Origin of the sequence: Streptococcus mitis (assembly GCF_946190065.1) — a bacterium.
GTDB classification, from domain to species: domain Bacteria; phylum Bacillota; class Bacilli; order Lactobacillales; family Streptococcaceae; genus Streptococcus; species Streptococcus mitis_DE.
The window spans coordinates 16,863-36,902 of the sequence record NZ_CAMHZD010000022.1 but is presented as its reverse complement, the minus strand read 5'-3'; the positions used below and the strand labels follow the sequence as shown (position 1 = coordinate 36,902).

The following is a 20,040-nucleotide window of genomic DNA, read 5'->3' as shown; positions in this document are numbered from 1 at the left end:
CAGCGCCAGGAGCAACAGAAACCCCAACTCCAGCGCAACCTGTGGAAGACCAACCAGCAGCGCCAGGAGCAACAGAACAACCAACTCCATCGCAACCAGCGGAAAACCAACCAGCAGGTTCAGGAACAACAGAAGACACTCCAGCGGATTCAAATAATCAGAACAATCCAACTGAACCAAAAGATGATGTTGAAAAAGGTCTAGAGGAAAATGACTCCGAGTTAGAGTCACGTAAAAATATTAAATTAGAAGAAATTGAGTCGAGTAGTCTATCATCTAGTGAAAAAGAAGCTGCTAAATTAAATGTGGAAGAATATACAAAAAAAGCTAAAGAAGCAATGAAACAAGCAAAAACTACGGAAGATCAAGCGGCTGTAGTGGACAATTATTCAGATGACTTAGCTAAGATTAATACTCCTGGAGTTGACCAAGGTAAACCAGATTACACAAATTCAGGATTATCTGGAAACGGACCAGCAGGAACACATATTGGAGATAACAATGTTATTGGGCATGGAAATAGTACACCAGAAAATACAGCTTTTAGAAATGCACCAGTGTATCAACCACGTGTAACACGTCGTGCAAGAAGTGTAGATGAACCTCAAAATAAAGTTTCTATTTATTATAATTTTGATGGTATGAAAGATATTCCTGGATTCTTTGATGATTTAGGTGGTAAAAATGAAGTTGATATACCAAAAGATGTCTCTGGTGATGCTTTGAAATCTATTTTAAAAGCAAGAATAGATAAGAAGAAAGCAGAACTTGAAAGAAAAGGATACAAGGTTGCTGATGAATATTTTGTAGGTTTTGATCAAGCAGACGCAACTCATTATGACTACGTAGTAACTTTCACTAAAGAGAAAACAGGAACTACAGGTTTCAGAATTGCACCAGAAGTTCAAGTAAGAGCTAAAAAAGTTGTGAAAAGAGATTTATCAAATAAAACTAAACAAATAAATATCTACTATAATTTAACAGCCCTTAAAGATATAGCTGGAGCATTAGGAAATGTGAGAGAGAATAATCTTTTAACTTTACCAGGTGATGCAACTAAAGAGGACATTAAAAAGGCTGTTGAAGAAAAAACAAAAGCCCAAATTGAGAAACTGAAAACACAAGGCTTTACAGTTACGTCAAAAACAGACTTAGATAAAATCGTTGAGGGTGGAGATAGCTATGATTATGTTATAGAATTCACAAAAGAAGCCAAAACGCAACCGGTAGGAACTTCAGGTTTCAGAATGGCTCCAGCAGTTCAACCACGGGCTAGCAGAAATCGTAGAAGTCTAGAACAGCCATCTCCTCATAAGGTCAAAGTCAATGTTTTTTATAACTTTGATAAAATGAAAGATATTGCAGGTTTCCTAGGAGATATCAATGGAACTTCTCTTGAAATTGCGGAAGGTTTATCAAATGAACAGGTGAAAGAAGCTGTCAAGAGCCAAGTTGAAGCTAAGAAAGAAGAGTTGAGCAAACGCGGCTACACTTTCAAAGAGGACTATGTATATCAAGCTAATGGGAAAGATTATAACTACGTTGTAACATTTTCAAAAGCAACTAAATAATGTTCATTCCATAGGGAGTGAAATGTGAGCAGAGAGAGCAATAGGCTCTCTTTGTTTTATCTAGTAGCAAGTTTCTTAAAGACAAAAGGCAAATAAGAGATTATAATAAATAGAGTAGGTATTTATTCTAAGAAAAATAAAAAAAGAGAGCAGTTAAAGTATGAAAATTTTAATTGTAGAAGATGAAGAGATGATCCGTGAGGGGGTCAGTGACTATTTGACGGATTGCGGTTACGAAACTATTGAGGCGGCAGACGGGGAGGAAGCCTTAGAAAAATTTTCCAGCTATGAGGTGGCTCTAGTTTTACTGGATATCCAGATGCCCAAGCTCAATGGACTAGAAGTCCTAGCTGAGATTCGCAAAACCAGCCAGGTCCCTGTCTTGATGCTGACCGCTTTTCAGGATGAAGAATACAAGATGAGTGCTTTTGCTTCGCTAGCAGATGGCTATCTGGAAAAACCTTTCTCCCTCTCCCTCTTAAAAGTGAGGGTAGACGCGATTTTCAAACGCTACTACGATACGGGACGAATTTTCTCTTATAAGGATACCCAAGTGGACTTTGAGAGCTACAGTGCTAGCCTAGCAGGTGAGGAAGTAGCCATCAATGCCAAAGAGTTGGAAATTCTGGACTATCTGGTGAAGAATGAAGGACGGGCCTTGACCCGATCTCAGATAATCGATGCCGTCTGGAAAGCGACAGATGAGGTTCCCTTTGACCGAGTCATTGATGTTTATATCAAGGAATTGCGGAAAAAGCTAGACCTGGACTGCATCCTCACTGTGCGCAATGTTGGTTATAAATTGGAGCAAAAATGAAACGAACAGGTTTATTTACAAAGATATTTATCTATACCTTCTCGATTTTTAGTGTTCTGGTTATTTGCCTTCATTTAGCCATTTATTTTCTTTTTCCTTCGACTTATCTGAGTCATCGTCAGGAAACCATCGGCCAGAAAGCGACAGCCATTGCCCAGTCCTTAGAAGGGAAAGACAGGCAGAGTATCGAGCAAGTGTTAGAGCTGTATTCCCAGACTAGTGATATCAAGGGGGCCGTTAAGGGAGAGATGACTGAGGATAAGTTAGAAGTCAAGGACAGTTTTCCTCTGGATACAGACCGCCAGACAACCTCTCTCTTTATCGAGGAGCGGGAGGTGACAACGCAAGACGGTGGCATCATGACTCTCCAGTTTCTAGCTTCCATGGATTTGCAAAAGGAAGCGGAGCAAATCAGTCTCCAATTTCTCCCCTACACCTTGCTGGCATCCTTTCTGATTTCCCTTTTGGTTGCCTACATCTATGCTCGGACCATTGTTGCACCGATTTTGGAAATCAAGCGAGTAACCCGTCGGATGATGGAACTGGATGCCCATGTGCGATTGCGCGTGGATTCTAAGGATGAGATTGGTGATCTCAAGGAACAAATCAATAGCCTCTATCAGCACCTCTTGACTGTCATTGCGGACTTGCATGACAAGAATGAAGCTATTCTCCAGCTCGAAAAGATGAAGGTCGAATTCCTACGAGGGGCTTCTCATGAATTGAAAACACCGCTTGCTAGTCTCAAAATCTTGATTGAAAATATGAAGGAAAATATTGGTCGTTATAAGGATAGAGATCACTATCTGGGAGTTGCCTTGGGGATTGTGGATGAGCTCAATCATCACGTTCTCCAGATACTTTCTCTTTCTTCGGTCCAGGAATTACGAGATGATAGGGAACAAATTGACCTACTTCAGATGACACAAAGTCTGGTTAAGGATTATGTCTTGCTAGCTAAGGAAAGAGAACTCCAGATAGACAATAGTTTGACCCATCAGCAGGCTTATCTAAATCCATCAGTTATGAAGTTGATTCTGTCTAATCTCATCAGCAATGCCATTAAGCATTCTGTTCCAGGTGGCTTAGTTCGCATTGGAGAAAGAGAAGGGGAACTCTTTATAGAAAATAGCTGCAGTCCAGAAGAACAAGAAAAACTAGCTCAATCTTTTTCTGATAATGCTAGTCGCAAGGCTAAGGGATCTGGGATGGGGCTCTTTGTGGTCAAGAGTCTATTAGAACATGAAAAATTAGCTTATCGTTTTGAGATGGAGGAGAATCGTTTAACTTTCTTCATAGCTTTTCCAAAAGTTATCCAAGATTAGGGAGAGAAAGGGTTTACATAGATGAAGCTAGAAGAAATTCAATCGAAACTGCGGGAAAAACTAGATTTTTTTGTCAAAAAGTGATAAAATGAACAATGTAAATGGGATGACCCATAAAAATATACAGGAGGCCTGATAAAATGGCAATCGTTTCAGCAGAAAAATTTGTCCAAGCAGCTCGTGACAACGGTTATGCAGTTGGTGGATTTAACACAAACAACCTTGAGTGGACTCAAGCTATCTTGCGCGCAGCAGAAGCTAAAAAAGCTCCAGTTTTGATCCAAACTTCAATGGGTGCTGCTAAATACATGGGTGGTTACAAAGTTGCTCGCAACTTGATCGCTAACCTTGTTGAATCAATGGGTATCACTGTACCAGTAGCTATCCACCTTGACCACGGTCACTACGAAGATGCACTTGAGTGTATCGAAGTTGGTTACACTTCAATCATGTTTGACGGTTCACACCTTCCAGTTGAAGAAAACCTTAAATTGGCTAAAGACGTTGTTGAAAAAGCACACACTAAAGGTATCTCAGTAGAAGCTGAAGTTGGTACTATCGGTGGTGAAGAAGACGGAATCATCGGTAAAGGTGAATTGGCTCCAATCGAAGACGCTAAAGCAATGGTTGAAACTGGTATCGACTTCTTGGCAGCTGGTATCGGTAACATCCACGGTCCTTACCCAGCAAACTGGGAAGGTCTTGACCTTGACCACTTGCAAAAATTGACTGAAGCTCTTCCAGGATTCCCAATCGTATTGCACGGTGGTTCAGGTATTCCTGATGAGCAAATCCAAGCAGCTATCAAACTTGGTGTTGCGAAAGTTAACGTTAACACTGAATGCCAAATCGCATTCGCTAACGCAACTCGTAAATTTGCTCGTGACTACGAAGCAAACGAAGCAGAATACGACAAGAAAAAACTCTTCGACCCACGTAAATTCTTGGCTGACGGTGTAAAAGCTATCCAAGCATCAGTTGAAGAACGTATCGACGTATTCGGTTCAGAAGGTAAAGCATAATCTAGCTGAATAATACAGATGAAACCTACCCATTGGGTGGGTTTTTTTGGTGTTTTAAGGAGACTATTAAGCCAGAATTTTGGACTAATACTCTTCGAAAATCTCTTCAAACCACGTCAGCTTCGCCTTGCCGTATGTGTAGAATACTGACTACGTCAGTTCCATCTACAACCTCAAAACAGTGTTTTGAGCAACTTACGGCTAGCTTCCTAGTTTGCTCTTTGATTTTTATTGAGTATAAAAATACCACTTTAAGAGAAAAATTTTCAATTTCACAAATTTTAAGCAAACGCTTGCATTCTAGTTTTTATTGGACTATAATAGGTTGGTATAAAGTCTTCTGTAATAATAGAAGGTGTAGAAAGTAAGGCTTTAGAATATTTGTATGCAAAATACAATGTTGCTATTCCTTGCGCTAGGGAGAGATTTATGGCAATGATAGAAGTGGAACATCTTCAGAAAAATTTTGTGAAGACTGTTAAGGAACCGGGATTGAAGGGGGCGTTTCGCTCCTTTATTCATCCTGAAAAGCAGACCTTTGAAGCGGTCAAGGATTTGACTTTTGAGGTTCCCAAGGGGCAGATTTTAGGCTTCATTGGGGCAAATGGTGCTGGGAAGTCGACAACTATTAAAATGCTGACTGGGATTTTAAAGCCAACATCTGGTTTTTGTCGGATTAATGGCAAAATTCCACAGGACAATCGCCAAGATTATGTCAAAGATATTGGGGTTGTTTTTGGGCAAAGAACTCAGCTATGGTGGGATTTGGCACTGCAAGAGACCTACACGGTTTTAAAAGAAATTTACGATGTGCCAGATTCGCTCTTCCATAAGCGCATGGACTTTTTGAATGAAGTCTTGGATTTGAAGGACTTTATCAAGGACCCCGTGCGGACTCTTTCACTGGGACAACGGATGCGGGCGGACATTGCGGCCTCCTTGCTCCACAATCCCAAAGTTCTCTTTTTAGATGAGCCGACTATTGGTCTGGATGTTTCGGTCAAGGATAATATTCGTCGAGCTATCACCCAGATCAATCAAGAGGAAGAGACCACGATTCTCTTGACCACTCACGACTTGAGTGATATTGAGCAACTCTGTGATCGGATTTTTATGATAGACAAGGGGCAGGAGATTTTTGATGGAACGGTTAGCGAACTCAAGGAGACCTTTGGCAAGATGAAGACTCTTTCTTTTGAACTGCTACCAGGTCAAAGTAATCTCGTTTCTCACTATGAAGGCTTTTCGGATATGAGTATTGATAGACAAGGAAATAGCCTCAACATTGAATTTGATAGTTCTCGCTACCAGTCAGCTGACATTATCAAGCAAACCCTGTCTGATTTTGAAATCCGCGATTTGAAAATGGTGGATACAGATATCGAGGATATTATCCGCCGCTTCTACCGAAAGGAGCTCTAATATGGTCAAATTGTGGAGACGTTATAAACCCTTTATCAATGCAGGTGTTCAGGAGTTGATTACCTATCGAGTCAACTTTATTCTTTATCGAATCGGCGATGTCATGGGAGCTTTTGTGGCCTTTTATCTCTGGAAGGCTGTCTTTGATTCATCACAGGAGTCCTTGATTCAGGGCTTTAGTATGGCAGATATTACCCTATACATCATCATGAGTTTTGTGACCAATCTTTTGACCAGGTCGGATAGCTCCTTTATGATTGGGGAGGAGGTCAAGGATGGTTCCATCATCATGCGCTTGTTGCGACCAGTGCATTTTGCGGCATCTTACCTTTTTACAGAGCTTGGCTCCAAGTGGTTGATTTTTATCAGTGTCGGACTTCCATTTTTAAGTGTCATTGTCTTGATGAAAATCTTATCTGGAAAAGGTATTGTAGAAGTGCTAGGTTTAACTGTTCTTTATCTTTTTAGCCTAACGCTGGCCTATCTGATTAACTTTTTCTTTAATATCTGCTTTGGATTTTCTGCCTTTGTGTTTAAAAATCTATGGGGTTCCAATCTACTCAAGACTTCCATAGTGGCCTTTATGTCTGGAAGTTTGATTCCCTTGGCTTTCTTTCCAAAGGTTGTTTCAGATATTCTCTCATTCTTGCCTTTTTCATCCTTGATTTACACTCCAGTCATGATTATTGTTGGGAAATACGATGCCAGCCAGATTCTTCAGGCACTCCTTTTGCAGTTTTTCTGGCTCTTAGTGATGGTGGGCTTGTCTCAGTTGATTTGGAAACGAGTCCAGTCATTTATCACCATTCAGGGAGGTTAGTATGAAAAAATATCAACGCATGCATCTGATTTTTATTAGACAATACATCAAGCAAATCATGGAGTACAAGGTCGATTTTGTGGTTGGTGTCTTAGGAGTCTTTCTGACTCAAGGCTTGAACCTCTTATTTCTCAATGTCATCTTTCAACACATTCCATCCCTAGAAGGCTGGACTTTTCAAGAAATTGCTTTTATTTATGGATTTTCCTTGATTCCCAAGGGCTTGGACCATCTCTTTTTTGACAATCTATGGGCATTAGGTCAACGTTTAGTCCGAAAAGGGGAGTTTGACAAGTATCTGACACGTCCTATCAATCCTCTCTTTCATATTCTAGTTGAGACCTTTCAGATTGATGCCTTGGGTGAACTCTTGGTCGGTGGCATTCTACTGGGAACAACAGTGACCAGCATTGCTTGGACTCTTCCTAAATTCCTGCTTTTTCTAGTCTGCATACCATTTGCGACCTTGATTTATACTTCTTTGAAAATCGCGACAGCCAGTATCGCTTTTTGGACCAAGCAGTCAGGAGCCATGATTTATATTTTCTATATGTTTAATGATTTTGCTAAGTACCCGATTTCCATTTACAATTCATTTCTTCGTTGGTTGATTAGTTTTATCGTGCCTTTCGCCTTTACGGCCTACTATCCTGCCAGCTATTTCTTGCAGGACAAGGATGTTCTCTTTAACATCGGAGGTTTGATGTTGATTTCCCTTATCTTTTTTGGTATTTCCCTTAAACTCTGGGACAGGGGCTTGGATTCCTACGAAAGTGCGGGTTCTTAGCATCGATGTTATCAAAGCCTTGTCTTGGGACAGGCTTTTTTTAATAGAGATGAAAATTCCTTGACATCTATTCTCAGAGTGCTATACCGTAAATGTAATCGCCGATTTAGCTCATACTCTTCGAAAATCTCTTCAAACCACGTCAACGTAGCCTTGCCGTATATATATGTAACTGACTTCGTCAGTTCTATCTGCAACCTCAAAACAGCGTTTTGAGCTGACTTCGTCAGTCTTATCTATAACCTCAAAACAGTGTTTTGAGCAACCTGCGGCTAGTTTCCTAGTTTGCTTTTTGATTTTCATTGAGTATCAGTTGGCATAACAAGGCACTCGCAAAGCCTAGGTTATAGGTAGATAAACGACTGAGGATTTGAAAAAATAGATATGTAGAAGATAACCGTTAAGTCTTATTTTTAGCGGTTATTTATATTGTTTAATAGCGCTGATATTTCATCAATGATGTTTGACTTTGTGATGTTGCTACTGCTTCAACTTGATTACTACTATTTTTGGTGGTGTGAATGTGTTTATCATGTATCCCAGTTAACTACGAAACTTTTTGACTCAATTTTTAACATATGTTAAAAAATAAATTAATCCGTGTTAATTTTTCTTGACTTAAAATTTTTTAATTGATATACTATTTTTCAGAGAGCTAACAATTATATATAAATGTACTACTCTATTTCCTAGATAATACTTAGTAAAACTTTTTATAACAAAGGCTAGCAAAGTTAAAGTTTTTTATCTATTGGAAGTTAAATAAATATGTAAGGAATTAAAATGAAAAAAAGTACAGTATTGTCATTAACCACAGCTGCAGTTATTTTAGCAGCATATGTCCCTAATGAGGTAGTTTTAGCAGATACATCTAGCTCTGAAGATACTTTAAATATCTCTGATAAAGAAAAAGTAGTAGTAGAGAAGGAAACAGACAATAAAGAGAAACATGAAAATATTCATAATGCTATAGAAACTTCAAAGGATATTGAAGAGAAGAAAACAACGGTTATTGAGGAAAAAGAAGTTGTTAGTAAAGAATCTGTGATAGATAACAAAACTAGCAATGAAGAAAAAATCAAAGAAGAAAATTCCAATCAATCCCAAGAAGATAAAGCGGACTCGTCTGCAAGGAAAGACCCAGAAAGTCCCAAAAAAGAGGATAAACTTGTCTATATTGCTGAATTTAAAGATAAAGAATCTGGAGAAAAAGCAATCAAGGAATTATCAAATCTTAAGGATACAAAAGTTTTATATACTTATGATACGGTTTTTAATGGTGTTGCAATAGAAACAACTCCAGATAATCTGGACAAAATTAAACTAATAGAAGGTATTTCATCGATTGAACGATCACAAAAAGTCCAACCAATGATGAATCATGCTAGAAAGGAAATTGGAGTTGAAGAGGCAATTGATTACCTAAAGTCTATCAATGCTCCATTTGGTAAAAATTTTGATGGTAGAGGTATGGTCATTTCAAATATCGATACCGGGACAGATTATAGGCATAAGGCCATGAGGATTGATGATGATGCTAAAGGCTCAATGAGATTTAAAAAAGAAGATTTAAAAGGTACTGATAAAAATTTCTGGTTGAGTGATAAAATCCCTCATGCTTTCAATTATTATAATGGTGGTAAAATAACTGTAGAAAAGGCTGATGATGGGAGCGATTATTTTGATCCACATGGGATGCATATTGCAGGGATTCTTGCGGGAAATGATACTGAAAAAGACATTAAAAACTTTAACGGAATAGATGGAATTGCTCCTAATGCACAGATCTTCTCTTATAAAATGTACTCTGACGCAGGATCTGGCTTCGCAGGGGATGAAACAATGTTTCATGCTATTGAAGATTCGATCAAACACAATGTCGATGTTGTTTCGGTATCATCTGGCTTTACAGGAACAGGTCTTGTAGGTGAGAAATATTGGGAAGCTATTAGAGCGTTAAGAAAAGCAGGCATTCCAATGGTTGTAGCTACGGGTAACTATGCGGCTTCTGCTTCAAGTTCTTCATGGGATTTAGTGGCAAATAATAATCTGAAAATGACAGATACTGGAAATGTAACGCGAACTGCAGCACATGAAGATGCGATAGCGGTCGCTTCTGCTAAAAATCAGACAGTTGAGTTTGATAAAGTCAACATAGGTGGAGAAAATTTTAAATACAGAAATATAGGGGCCTTTTTCGATAAGAATAAAATCACAACAAATGAAGACGGTTCAAAAGCTCCTAGTAAATTAAACTTTGTATATATAGGCAAGGGTCAAGACCAAGATTTGATAGGATTGGATCTTAAGGGCAAAATTGCAGTAATGGATCGAATTTATACCAAGGATTTAAAAAATGCTTTTAAAAGAGCAACGGATAAGGGCGCACGCGCCATTATGGTTGTAAATACTGTCAATTACTATAACAGAGATAATTGGACAGAGCTTCCAGCCATGGGATATGAAGCGGATGAAGGGACTAAAAGTCAAGTATTTTCAATTTCAGGAGATGATGGTGTAAAGCTATGGAACATGATTAATCCTGATAAAAAAACTGAAGTTAAAAGAAATAATAAGGAAGATTTCAAAGATAAATTGGAGCAATACTATCCAATCGATATGGCAAGCTATAATTCTAATAAACCGAATGTAGGTGACGAAAAAGAGATTGACTTTAAGTTTGCACCTGACACAGACAAAGAATTGTATAAAGAAGATGTCATAGTTCCAGCAGGATCTACATCTTGGGGACCGAGAACAGATTTGCTTTTAAAGCCTGATGTCTCAGCGCCAGGTAAAAATATTAAATCCACTCTCAATGTCATTAATGGGAAATCAACTTATGGCTATATGTCAGGAACTAGTATGGCAACTCCAATCGTAGCAGCTTCTACTGTTTTGATCAGACCTAAGTTAAAGGAAATGCTTGAAAGACCTGCCTTGAAAAATCTTGAAGGAGATGACAAAATAGACCTTACAAGTCTTACAAAAATAGCCCTACAAAATACTGCACGCCCTATGATGGATGCGACTTCTTGGAAAGAAAAAAGTCAGTACTTTGCATCACCTAGACAACAGGGAGCAGGGCTAATTAATGTTGCCAATGCTTTGAGAAATGAAGTCGTAGCGACTTTCCAAAACAAGGATTCTAAAGGTTTGGTAAACTCTTATGGTTCTATTTCTCTTAAAGAAATAAAAGGAGATAAAAAATACTTTACAATTAAGCTTCACAATACATCAAACAGACCTTTGACCTTTAAAGTTTCAGCATCAGCGATAACTACAGATTCTCTAACTGATAGACTAAAACTGGATGAAACATATAAAGACGAAAAATCCCCAGATGGGAAGCAAATTGTTCCAGAAATTCACCCAGAAAAAATTAAAGGAGCAAATATCACATTTGAGCATGATACTTTCACTATAAGCCCAAACTCTAGCTTTGATTTAAATGCGGTTATAAACGTTGGAGAGGCTAAAAATAAAAATAAATTTGTAGAATCATTTATTCATTTTGAGTCAGTGGAAGAAATGGAAGCTCTGAACTCCAACGGGAAGAAAATAAATTTCCAACCATCTTTATCAATGCCCCTAATGGGATTTGCTGGGGATTGGAACAAGGAACCAATCCTTGATAAATGGGCCTGGGAAGAAGGATCAAAATCAAAAACAATGGAAGGTTATGATGATGATGGTAAACCAAAAATTCCAGGAACCTTAAATAAGGGGATTGGTGGAGAACATGGTATAGATAAATTTAATCCAGCAGGAGTTATACAAAATAGAAAAGATAAAAATACAACATCCCTAGATCAAAATCCAGAATTGTTTGCTTTCAATAACGAAGGGATCAACGCACCATCATCAAGTGGTTCTAATATTGCCAAAATTTATCCTTTAGATTCAAATGGAAATCCTCAAGATGCCCAACTTGAAAGAGGATTAACACCTTCTCCACTTGTATTAAGAAGTGCAGAAGAAGGATTGATTTCAATAGTAAATACAAATAAAGAGGGAGAAAATCAAATTGACTTAAAAGTCATTTCGAGAGAACACTTTATTAAAGGAATTTTAAACTCTAAAAGAAATGATGCAAAGGGAATCAAATCTTCTAAACTAAAAGTTTGGGGTGACTTGAAATGGGATGGACTCATCTATAACCCTAGAGGTAGAGAAGAAAATGCACCAGAAAGTAATGATAAGCAAGATCCAGCTACTAAGATAAGAGGTCAATTTGAACCGATTGCAGAAGGTCAATATTTCTATAAATTTAAATATAGATTAACCAAGGATTACCCATGGCAGGTTTCCTATATTCCTGTAAAAATTGATAACACAGCCCCTAAGATTGTTTCGATTGATTTTTCAAATCCTGAAAAAATTAAGCTGATCACAAAGGATACTTATCACAAGGTAAAAGATCAATACAAGAATGAAACCCTATTTGCGAGAGATCAAAAAGAACATCCTGAAAAATTTGATGAGATTGCCAACGAAGTTTGGTATGCTGGCGCTGCTCTGGTTAATGAAGATGGAGAGGTTGAGAAAAATCTTGAAGTAACTTATGCAGGTGAGGGTCAAGGAAGAAATAGAAAACTTGACAAAGACGGAAATACCATTTATGAAATTAATGGTGCAGGAGATTTAAGAGGAAAAATCATTGAAGTCATTGCATTAGATGGCTCTAGCAATTTCACAAAGATTCATAGAATTAAATTTGATGATCATGCTGATGAAAAGGGGATGATTTCCTATTATCTAGTAGATCCTGATCAAGATTCATCTAAATACCAAAAGCTTGGAGAGATTGCCGAATCTAAATTTAAAAATTTAGAAAATAGAAAAGAGGATAGTCTTAAAAAAGATACAACTGAGGAAGAAAATCATCAAGACAATGAAGAGTCTATCGAAGAAAAATCTAGCTTGACTATTCATAAAACGATTTCAACAATTAGAGAGTTTGAAAGCAAAGACTTAAAGAAACTCATTAAAAAGAAATTTAGAGAAGTTGATGACTTTACAAGTGAAACTGGTAAGAGGACAGAAGAATACGATTATAAATACGATGATAAGGGAAATATCATTGCTTATGACGATGGTAGCGCCTTAGAATATGAAACTGAAAAACTTGACGAAATCAAATCAAAAATTTATGGTGTTCTAAGCCCGTCTAAAGATGGACACTTTGAAATTCTTGGAAAGATAAGTAATGTTTCTAAAAATGCCAAGGTATACTATGGAAATAACTATAAATCGATAGAAATCAAAACGACCAAGTATGATTCCCGCTCAAAAACGATGACATTTGATTTATACGCTAATATTAATGATATTGTGGATGGATTAGCTTTTGCAGGAGATATGAGATTCTTTGTTAAAGATGATGATCAGATAAAAGCTGAAACTAAAATTAGAATGCCTGATAAAAATAAGGAAACTAAAGCAGAATATCCGTATGCATCAAGTTATGGGAATGTAATAGAATTAGGAGAAGGAGATCTTTCAAAAAACAAACCAAACAATTTAACGGAAATGGAATCTGGTAAAATCTATTCTGATTCAGAAAAACAACAATATCTGTTAAAAGACAACATCATTCTAAGAAAAGGCTATGCACTAAAAGTGACTACCTATAATCCTGGAAAAACGGATATGTTAGAAGGAAATGGAGTCTATAGCAAGGAAGATATAGCAAAAATACAAAAGACCAATCCTAATCTAAGAGTCCTTTCAGAAAAAATAATTTATACTGATAGTAGAAATGTTGAAGATGGAAGAAGTACTCAAGCTGTATTAATGTCGGCTTTGGACGGCTTTAACATTGTAAGATATCAAGTGTTTACCTTTAAAATGAATGATAAAGGGGAGGCAATCGATAAAGATGGAAATCTTGTAACAGATCCTTCTAAACTTGTATTATTTGGTAAGGATGGTAAAGAGTACACTGGAGAGGATAAGTCCAATGTAGAAGCTATAAAAGAAGATGGCTCTACGTTATTTATTGATGCAAAACCAGTAAATCTTTCAATGGACAAGAACTACTTTAATCCATCTAAATCTAATAAAATTTATGTACGAAATCCAGAATTCCATTTAAGAGGTAAGATTTCTGATAAGGGTGGTTTTAACTGGGAGTTGAGAGTTAATGAATCGGTTGTAGATAATTATTTAATCTATGGAGATTTACACATTGATAACACTAGAGATTTTAACATTAAGCTTAATGTTAAAGACGGTGACATCATGGACTGGGGAATGAAAGACTATAAAGCAAACGGATTCCCAGATAAGGTAACAGATATGGATGGAAATGTTTATCTTCAAACTGGCTATAGCGATTTGAATGCGAAAGCGGTTGGAGTACACTATCAATTTTTATATGATAATGTTAAACCAGAAGTAAACATTGATCCTAAGGGAAATACTAGTATCGAATATGCTGACGGAAAATCTGTAGTCTTTAACATCAATGATAAAAGAAATAATGGATTCGATGGTGAGATTCAAGATAAACATATTTATGTAAATGGAAAAGAATACAAATCATTTGATGATATTAAACAACTAACAGATAAGACACTAAACATTAAGATTGTTGTAAAAGATTTTGCAAGAAATACGACCGTAAAAGAATTCATTTTAAACAAAGATACGGGAGAGATGAGCGAATTAAAACCTCATACGGTGACTGTGACCATTCAAAATGGAAAAGAAATGAGTTCAACGATAGTGTCGGAAGAAGATTTCATTTTACCTGTCTATAAGGGTGAATTAGAAGAAGGATATCAATTTGATGGCTGGGAAATTTCTGGTGTCGAAGGGAAAAAAGATGCTGGTTATGTTATTAATCTATCAAAAGATACCCTTATAAAACCTGTATTCAAGAAAATAGAGGAGAAAAAGGAGGAGGAAAATAAACCTACTTTTGATGTATCCAAAAAGAAAGATAAGGTGCAAGCAAATCATAACCAATTAAATCAAAGTTACAAACAGGAGAATTTACAAAGAGAAAATCATTCACACAAATCTGATTCAACTAAAGATGTTAAAACTACAGTTCCTGTACAAGTAAATTATAGTCAATTAGATGAAAGTCAAAGATCTGATTCAACTAAGGATGTCAAAATTACAGTTCCTGATGAAAATGATAAAAACTTTGAAAATAAGAAGGAAGTTTATCTTAATGAACCAGAGAACATAGATAATAAACATACCAATATTGATAGTAAATCAACTACTAACAATGATAGGTTGCCAAAAACCGGAACAGTTAGAGAAGGTCTTACACCATTCATTGCTGGAATATTGTTTATAGTAGGAGTACTTCTTGGATTGAAGAAAAAAGATTAAGATTAGGACAAAAGCTATAGAAAAGATATAGCAAAATGGTTTGTGTACTGAGATGAGATAGTGTGGTGATGAGATAATTTTAAGGAATTAAGTAGCGTTTGGTTGCTTAATTCCTTTTTATTTGGAAGATAGTTTTCCCCTGTTTCCTTATTTTATCTTAACTCTTCAACCACTTAGACCGAGATAGAGACCAGATAGGCAACAGAGCTTGTTCTTGAAACAATTCTCAGCTATAATGTTTTTTATAAAGGATATAAAGAAATTGGAGATAAACAAATGAAAAAATTATTGGGGATTGTATTTTTACTAGCAGCAGCGACAGTATTGTATTTTGGTTCTGTTGACTGGCCAACCTTGGACATTAACCTTTGGTCATTGATTCCGGTAGGCTTGTTCCTCTTTTTCACTCTAGAGAATCTTTTGAAAAAAGACTACAAGGCTAGTCTGATGTGTTTGATTATTGCCTTTATCATCGCAAATGCGACTTTGGACCTTTTGCCAATTTCAAGTGGCTTGGTAATTGGAGCAGGTGTACTAGCTTGTGTAGGTATTGGTTATCTCTTTCCTGATAAAGAGAGTAAATAGAAATTATTGAAAAATAGATAAAGAAAAACACTTCAATCACTGTATTTAGTTTGATTGAGGTGTTTTAGATTTAGTTTTTTATTTCTGAGTAAACAATTCAACAATCATCTCGATATACATGACAAGGGTTAATAAGAATCCTGCACGCCAGAAGAATTTGATGAATTTAGGATAGTAAAAGCTGCGTTTTTTCAAAAGGAAGAAAAAAACGAGAATAATGGCTAGGAGTGAGAGGGCTAGTCCCAGCCTAGGGAGGAAATTATGGGTAAAGGTTTTAGCTGTGATTAGGTAGTACTCAAATACCAAGACTGGAAAAGCCAAATCCGCAAAGTTTCGTCCTAGTTTTTTTAATCTAAAAAGTTTGGTTATGATAATGCAGACTACTAAGGTCAGTATCAATAATAAAATAGATGCTAATTTCATTAAAATCATATCCATATTGTATCATAAAAAATCGCTAAAGGAAACGAGAAACAGAGGAATTTATAGGAAAGTCAGGCTTTTGAGATTGTAGATGTTTTCTGTTATAATGAAAGTTATGAAATCTTATAATACCTTGAATGATTATTATCGAAAACTATTTGGAGAAAAGACCTTTAAAGTCCCTATTGATGCGGGGTTTGACTGTCCCAATCGTGATGGAACTGTAGCTCATGGGGGCTGTACTTTTTGTACGGTTTCTGGTTCTGGAGATGCTATCGTAGCACCGGACGCCCCTATCCGTGAGCAATTTTATAAGGAAATTGACTTTATGCACCGCAAGTGGCCGGATGTTCAGAAGTATCTGGTTTATTTTCAAAATTTTACCAACACCCATGAAAAGGTGGAAGTCATCCGAGAGCGCTATGAGCAGGCTATCAACGAGCCAGGTGTAGTAGGAATCAATATCGGGACACGGCCAGACTGTTTACCAGACGAAACCATTGAATATTTGGCTGAGTTATCGGAACGCATGCATGTGACGGTAGAATTGGGCTTGCAGACTACTTATGAAACAACCTCTGACCTGATTAATCGCGCCCACTCCTATGAATTGTATGTGGAAACGGTTAAGCGTTTGAGAAAGTATCCCAAGATTGAGATTGTTTCCCATCTGATCAATGGACTTCCTGGTGAAACCCATGAGATGATGATTGAAAATGTACGCCGCTGTGTTACGGATAATGATATTCAAGGGATTAAATTGCACTTGCTTCACCTGATGACCAATACGCGTATGCAACGGGACTACCACGAGGGACGTTTGCAACTGATGAGTCAGGACGAATATGTCAAGGTCATCTGTGACCAACTGGAAATCATTCCCAAGCATATCGTCATCCATCGAATCACAGGAGATGCACCTAGAGATATGCTGATTGGGCCTATGTGGAGCCTCAATAAGTGGGAAGTGCTAAATGCTATTGAAACTGAAATGCGACGTCGCGGAAGCGTGCAAGGATGCAAGGCTGTAAAACAGGAGTTTGAAAATGAAAAGACCACTTGAGATGGCACATGATTTTTTGGCTGAGGTTGTAACTCAGGATGATATCGTAGTGGATGCGACTATGGGAAATGGTCATGACACGCTTTTTCTGGCCAAGCTAGCTAAGCAAGTCTATGCCTTTGATATTCAGGAACAAGCCTTGGAGAAGACCCAAGAGCGTTTGGACCAGGCTAGAATGACAAATGCCCAGTTGATTTTACAAGGTCATGAAACACTGAACCAGTTTGTGACAGAAGCCAAGGCAGGGATTTTTAATCTGGGCTATTTGCCGTCAGCTGATAAGTCAGTCATTACCCAACCTCAGACAACGATTGAAGCATTAGAAAAGCTGTGTCATTTGCTTGTCAAAGGTGGACGGATTGCCATCATGATCTACTATGGTCATGAAGGAGGAGACCTAGAGAGGGATGCTGTCTTGGATTTTGTTAGCCAGTTGAACCAACAAGAGTACACAGCTGCAATTTACCGAACTTTAAACCAAGTCAACAACCCACCATTTTTAGTAATGATTGAAAAATTAGAGAGATATAGACATGGATAAACAATACCTACGTGAAAAGCTGGATGCCATGCGCCAGAATTTTGTAGAATCAACCCACCACGAACGAGCAGTAGGTGTGTTAGACCAAGCGCATATGAGCAAAAAAATGCTTAAAATCAAGAAAAAATTAGTTGCTCTTGAAATGGAGCGGTGCCAGAGAAAAATTGAGCACAAAGATTGTTCCAAGATTGACCAAAAAATCAAAGAGCAGAAGGAGATATTTGAATCCTGTTGTAGAAAAGATTAAGGAGGACGTGCGTGGAATTACTGATTTACCTTATCCTATTTTTACTAGTTTTGATTGTCTCAAGTACAACCAATAAGCTTCTACCCTTTTTGCCTCTCCCTTTGGTGCAAATTCTGTTGGGAATCGTGATTGGTCTCTTTTTACCCAATACCGACTTTCATCTCAATACAGAGTTATTTTTAGCACTGGTTATCGGACCCTTGCTTTTTCGAGAGTCGGAAGAAGCGGACATTACAGCTATTTTAAAACACTGGCGAATCATTATTTACCTCATATTTCCAGTGATTTTCATCTCGACCCTGAGTTTGGGTGGCTTGGCTCATCTTCTTTGGCTCAGTCTTCCCTTGGCGGCTTGCTTGGCTGTTGGGGCAGCTCTTGGCCCTACGGACTTGGTGGCTTTTGCCTCTCTTTCGGAGCGGTTTAGCTTTCCTAAGCGCGTGTCCAATATTCTTAAGGGTGAAGGACTCTTGAATGATGCATCTGGTTTGGTTGCCTTTCAGGTTGCCTTGACAGCCTGGACAACTGGAGCCTTTTCCCTTGGGCAAGCGAGTAGTTCGCTCATCTTTTCAATCCTAGGCGGTTTTTTAATTGGATTTGTAACAGCCATGACTAACCGTTTCCTACATAGCTTCTTGCTGAGTGTGAGAGCAACGGATATTGCCAGCGAACTTTTATTAGAATTGAGTTTGCCTCTGGTGACCTTCTTCCTAGCAGAAGAAGTCCACGTTTCAGGGATTATTGCCGTTGTAGTTGCTGGGATTTTAAAGGCAAGCCGTTTTAAGAAAATTACGCTCCTCGAAGCCCAAGTGGATACGGTGACCGAGACGGTCTGGCATACAGTGAATTTTATGCTCAACGGTTCTGTCTTTGTGATTTTAGGGATGGAGTTGGAAATGATAGCAGAGCCTATCTTGACCAATCCAATCTATAATCCCTTACTGTTATTGGTATCTCTTGTCGCCCTTACCTTTGTCCTCTTTGCCATTCGTTTTGTCATGATCTATGGCTACTATGCCTATAGAACCAGACGTCTCAAGAAAAAACTAAATAAGTATATGAAGGACATGCTTCTCTTGACCTTCTCAGGTGTTAAGGGAACGGTGTCGATTGCTACGATTCTTCTGATACCAAGTAATCTAGAGCAGGAGTATCCTCTCTTACTTTTCCTTGTCGCAGGTGTGACGCTTGTAAGCTTTTTAACAGGCCTCGTGGTCTTGCCTCATCTTTCTGATGAACAGGAAGAAAGCAAGGACTATCTCATGCATATCGCCATTTTGAATGAAGTAACGATAGAGTTGGAAAAAGAGTTGGAAGATACCAGAAATAAGCTCCCTCTCTATGCGGCTATTGACAATTACCATGGACGAATAGAGAACCTTATCCTGAATCAAGAAAATAAGGGGGCTCAAGAAGACTGGGAGGCCTTGAAACTTCTCATCCTCAGTATTGAAAGTGATGGATTAGAACAGGCTTACGAAGAGGACAAGATGAGTGAGCGTGCCTATCGAGTCTACCAACGTTATTTGAAAAACATGGAACAAAGTATCAATCGCAAGTTTGCTTCACGATTGACCTATTATTTCCTTGTTTCCTTGCGAATTTTACGTCTTCTCCTTCATGAAGTCTTTACCTTAGGTAAGACCTTTCGCAGTTGGAAAAATGAAGAATCACAGAAACTCAGAGCCCTTGACTATGACCAAATTGCAGAGCTCTATCTAGAAAATACAGAGATGATTATCGAAAGTTTGGAGAATCTAAAAGGGGTTTACAAGAGTTCCTTGATCAGCTTCATGCAGGATTCTCGTCTCCGAGAAACAGCTATTATCACCAGTGGTGCCTTTGTCGAACGGGTTATCAATCGTGTTAAACCCAACAATATCGATGAAATGCTGAGAGGCTATTATCTGGAGCGCAAGTTGATATTCGAATATGAAGAAAAACGATTGATTACGACCAAGTATGCCAAGAAGTTACGACAAAATGTCAATAACTTAGAGAACTATTCTCTGAAGGAAGCTGCCAATACCCTGCCTTATGATATGGTGGAATTGGTAAGAAGAAATTAAT

At 37.9% G+C, this 20,040-nt stretch carries 13 protein-coding genes and 1 pseudogene; 13 read left to right on the top strand and 1 reads right to left on the bottom strand.

Annotated elements, in window-relative coordinates; all coding sequences use genetic code 11:
- From OCF96_RS09090 to OCF96_RS09050, 9 genes and pseudogenes are all read left to right on the top strand, one after another.
- Nucleotides 1-1,571 (top strand): annotated as a pseudogene (locus OCF96_RS09090) (hypothetical protein); the annotation flags it as partial.
- Between the two features lie 160 nt (nt 1,572-1,731).
- Nucleotides 1,732-2,388, top strand: coding sequence for a response regulator transcription factor VncR (vncR, locus tag OCF96_RS09085; RefSeq protein ID WP_049551390.1), 657 nt, complete (start codon nt 1,732-1,734; stop codon nt 2,386-2,388).
- Nucleotides 2,385-3,713, top strand: a complete 1,329-nt coding sequence (gene vncS, locus OCF96_RS09080; protein WP_261446974.1) for a sensor histidine kinase VncS — start codon at nt 2,385-2,387, stop codon at nt 3,711-3,713. The genes vncR and vncS overlap by 4 nt, the downstream gene beginning before the upstream one ends.
- Before the next feature lie 140 nt (nt 3,714-3,853).
- Nucleotides 3,854-4,735, top strand: a complete 882-nt coding sequence (locus OCF96_RS09075) for a class II fructose-bisphosphate aldolase (RefSeq protein WP_261446973.1) — start codon at nt 3,854-3,856, stop codon at nt 4,733-4,735.
- Between the two features lie 429 nt (nt 4,736-5,164).
- A complete protein-coding gene (locus OCF96_RS09070) occupies nt 5,165-6,157 on the top strand; it encodes an ABC transporter ATP-binding protein (RefSeq protein ID WP_261446972.1) in 993 nt (330 codons plus the stop codon).
- A gap of 1 nt (nt 6,158) precedes the next feature.
- Entirely contained in the window at nt 6,159-6,977 is an 819-nt protein-coding gene (locus OCF96_RS09065; protein ID WP_261446971.1) for an ABC transporter permease, read from the top strand.
- Nucleotide 6,978: 1 nt separating this feature from the next.
- Nucleotides 6,979-7,764, top strand: a complete 786-nt coding sequence (locus OCF96_RS09060; protein ID WP_049551394.1) for an ABC transporter permease — start codon at nt 6,979-6,981, stop codon at nt 7,762-7,764.
- A gap of 783 nt (nt 7,765-8,547) precedes the next feature.
- Entirely contained in the window at nt 8,548-15,114 is a 6,567-nt protein-coding gene (locus OCF96_RS09055) for a S8 family serine peptidase (protein ID WP_261446970.1), read from the top strand.
- A 276-nt stretch (nt 15,115-15,390) separates the two neighbouring features.
- Complete coding sequence (locus tag OCF96_RS09050) at nt 15,391-15,699, top strand: hypothetical protein (RefSeq protein WP_261446969.1); 309 nt, start codon at nt 15,391-15,393, stop codon at nt 15,697-15,699.
- A gap of 78 nt (nt 15,700-15,777) precedes the next feature.
- Here OCF96_RS09050 and OCF96_RS09045 read toward each other — a convergent pair whose 3' ends face one another.
- The gene (locus OCF96_RS09045; RefSeq protein WP_261040606.1) at nt 15,778-16,137 is read right to left on the bottom strand and encodes a DUF3397 domain-containing protein; all 360 of its coding nucleotides are present in this window, start codon (nt 16,135-16,137) and stop codon (nt 15,778-15,780) included.
- A 91-nt stretch (nt 16,138-16,228) separates the two neighbouring features.
- Between OCF96_RS09045 and mnmL the strand changes: the two genes are divergently transcribed.
- Genes mnmL through OCF96_RS09025 form a run of 4 tightly spaced genes read left to right on the top strand, consistent with a single transcriptional unit; the run spans nt 16,229 to nt 20,039 of the window.
- The gene (mnmL, locus tag OCF96_RS09040) at nt 16,229-17,185 is read left to right on the top strand and encodes a tRNA modification radical SAM protein MnmL/YtqA (protein ID WP_025169866.1); all 957 of its coding nucleotides are present in this window, start codon (nt 16,229-16,231) and stop codon (nt 17,183-17,185) included.
- Nucleotides 17,169-17,726, top strand: a complete 558-nt coding sequence (gene mnmM, locus OCF96_RS09035; RefSeq protein WP_261446968.1) for a tRNA 5-(aminomethyl)-2-thiouridylate-methyltransferase MnmM — start codon at nt 17,169-17,171, stop codon at nt 17,724-17,726. The genes mnmL and mnmM overlap by 17 nt, the downstream gene beginning before the upstream one ends.
- Nucleotides 17,719-17,973 carry a hypothetical protein gene (locus OCF96_RS09030; protein WP_261446967.1) on the top strand — a complete coding sequence of 85 codons (255 nt, stop codon included), beginning with the start codon at nt 17,719-17,721 and terminating at the stop codon, nt 17,971-17,973. The genes mnmM and OCF96_RS09030 overlap by 8 nt, the downstream gene beginning before the upstream one ends.
- 11 nt (nt 17,974-17,984) lie before the next feature.
- On the top strand, nt 17,985-20,039 hold the full coding sequence (locus tag OCF96_RS09025; RefSeq protein WP_261446966.1) for a cation:proton antiporter: 2,055 nt from the start codon (nt 17,985-17,987) through the stop codon (nt 20,037-20,039).
- Nucleotide 20,040 lies beyond the last annotated feature (1 nt).

Bases quoted from the DNA above. Each gene is read 5' to 3' on its own strand.
- vncR (WP_049551390.1), top strand. From the start codon at position 1,732: ATGAAAATTTTAATTGTAGAAGATGAAGAGATGATCCGTGAGGGGGTC.
- mnmL (WP_025169866.1), top strand. From the start codon at position 16,229: ATGAAAGTTATGAAATCTTATAATACCTTGAATGATTATTATCGAAAA.
- OCF96_RS09075 (WP_261446973.1), top strand. From the start codon at position 3,854: ATGGCAATCGTTTCAGCAGAAAAATTTGTCCAAGCAGCTCGTGACAAC.
- OCF96_RS09070 (WP_261446972.1), top strand. From the start codon at position 5,165: ATGGCAATGATAGAAGTGGAACATCTTCAGAAAAATTTTGTGAAGACT.
- OCF96_RS09030 (WP_261446967.1), top strand. From the start codon at position 17,719: ATGGATAAACAATACCTACGTGAAAAGCTGGATGCCATGCGCCAGAAT.
- vncS (WP_261446974.1), top strand. From the start codon at position 2,385: ATGAAACGAACAGGTTTATTTACAAAGATATTTATCTATACCTTCTCG.
- OCF96_RS09055 (WP_261446970.1), top strand. From the start codon at position 8,548: ATGAAAAAAAGTACAGTATTGTCATTAACCACAGCTGCAGTTATTTTA.
- OCF96_RS09060 (WP_049551394.1), top strand. From the start codon at position 6,979: ATGAAAAAATATCAACGCATGCATCTGATTTTTATTAGACAATACATC.
- OCF96_RS09045 (WP_261040606.1), bottom strand. From the start codon at position 16,137: ATGGATATGATTTTAATGAAATTAGCATCTATTTTATTATTGATACTG.
- OCF96_RS09050 (WP_261446969.1), top strand. From the start codon at position 15,391: ATGAAAAAATTATTGGGGATTGTATTTTTACTAGCAGCAGCGACAGTA.
- OCF96_RS09065 (WP_261446971.1), top strand. From the start codon at position 6,159: ATGGTCAAATTGTGGAGACGTTATAAACCCTTTATCAATGCAGGTGTT.
- mnmM (WP_261446968.1), top strand. From the start codon at position 17,169: ATGAAAAGACCACTTGAGATGGCACATGATTTTTTGGCTGAGGTTGTA.